Raw genomic sequence first — 1,080 nt, forward strand, 5'->3', positions numbered from 1 at the left:
ATTGATACAATGAGTACCTTTGAGATTCATGGCATCCATCACCGTTCACTACCCTCACTGCAACTCTGACCACGTATATCGCCACAGGAAGACCCCTGCCGGCCATGTTCGCTATCGTTGCCCCGTCTGTGTGCACGTGTTTCAGCTCACCTACACCTATGAAGCCCGCAAGCCTGGCGTCAAAGACAAGATTGTTGATATGGCCTTCAACGGCTCAGGTGTTCGTGATACTGCTCGCGTCCTCAAGATTGGCATCAACACCGTCATACGCGCCCTAAAAAACTCACCCCAAGGCAAGTAACCACCGAAAAGGTGGTGCTCGATGACGTGGCGCTTATCTGTGAACTTGATGAGCAATGGGCCTATGTCGGCAATAAACAGCATCGACATTGGCTTTGGTATGCTTTTGATACCAAGAGAAAACGAGTCGTGGCCTATACCTTTGGCCCACGCAACGATGATACATGCCGTCGGTTGCTGAGCCTGCTTTCTCCGTTCCAGATAGGCTTTATCACCAGTGATGACTGGGGAAGCTATGCCAGAGAGGTACCGAGCGAGATGCATCTGACCGGGAAGATATTCACCCAGCGTATCGAGCGTAACAACCTGACGCTCAGGACGCGCATCAAGCGATTGGCTCGCAAGACCATCTGCTTCTCTCGTTCCGTTGAGCTCCACGAGAAAGTGATTGGTGCCTTTATCGAAAGGCATCATTTCAACTGATTGGAGGCGTTACCCAATTATTTATGTGCTAATCATTGCACTGAAGTGGGGCTCTAAGAAGTCCCCAGTGAGAGATCATCGCCACATCATTTTGGCATCTGGGACGAAGCTAAGCATGAGTCACCTGTAGTGGTCAAGTAAAACTGGCCACGGTTTTATAAGCAGCCCAATACTGCAGTTAAGATTCATTTGGTGTCAAACCACCGTTGTAGTGATGGGGACGAATGTTGCTGTAATAGCCCATCAAATACTCACTGATACTCTCCCTGGCATCGACCACATTTTTGTAGCCATGCTCAGGAACCCATTCACTTTTCAAACTACGAAATAGCCGCTCCATCGGTGCGTTATCCCAGC

The 1,080-nt window shown here is 49.6% G+C and carries 2 protein-coding genes; one reads left to right on the forward strand and one right to left on the reverse strand.

Annotation, left to right across the window (positions count from 1 at the left end; genetic code table 11):
• The first annotated feature begins 28 nt into the window (after nucleotides 1–28).
• A protein-coding gene (locus tag CUC53_RS13225; protein WP_236757923.1) for an IS1 family transposase occupies nucleotides 29–723 on the forward strand; the annotation gives its coding sequence in 2 pieces (ribosomal slippage) (nucleotides 29–275 and nucleotides 275–723; 696 coding nt in all).
• A gap of 178 nt (nucleotides 724–901) precedes the next feature.
• On the opposite strand, the gene CUC53_RS13230 is transcribed toward CUC53_RS13225, so the two are convergent.
• Nucleotides 902–1,080: integrase core domain-containing protein (locus tag CUC53_RS13230; RefSeq protein ID WP_157798276.1), on the reverse strand; the 179-nt coding region annotated here is incomplete at its 5' end.

This window comes from Aeromonas cavernicola (assembly GCF_002795305.1).
Lineage (GTDB): Bacteria > Pseudomonadota > Gammaproteobacteria > Enterobacterales > Aeromonadaceae > Aeromonas > Aeromonas cavernicola.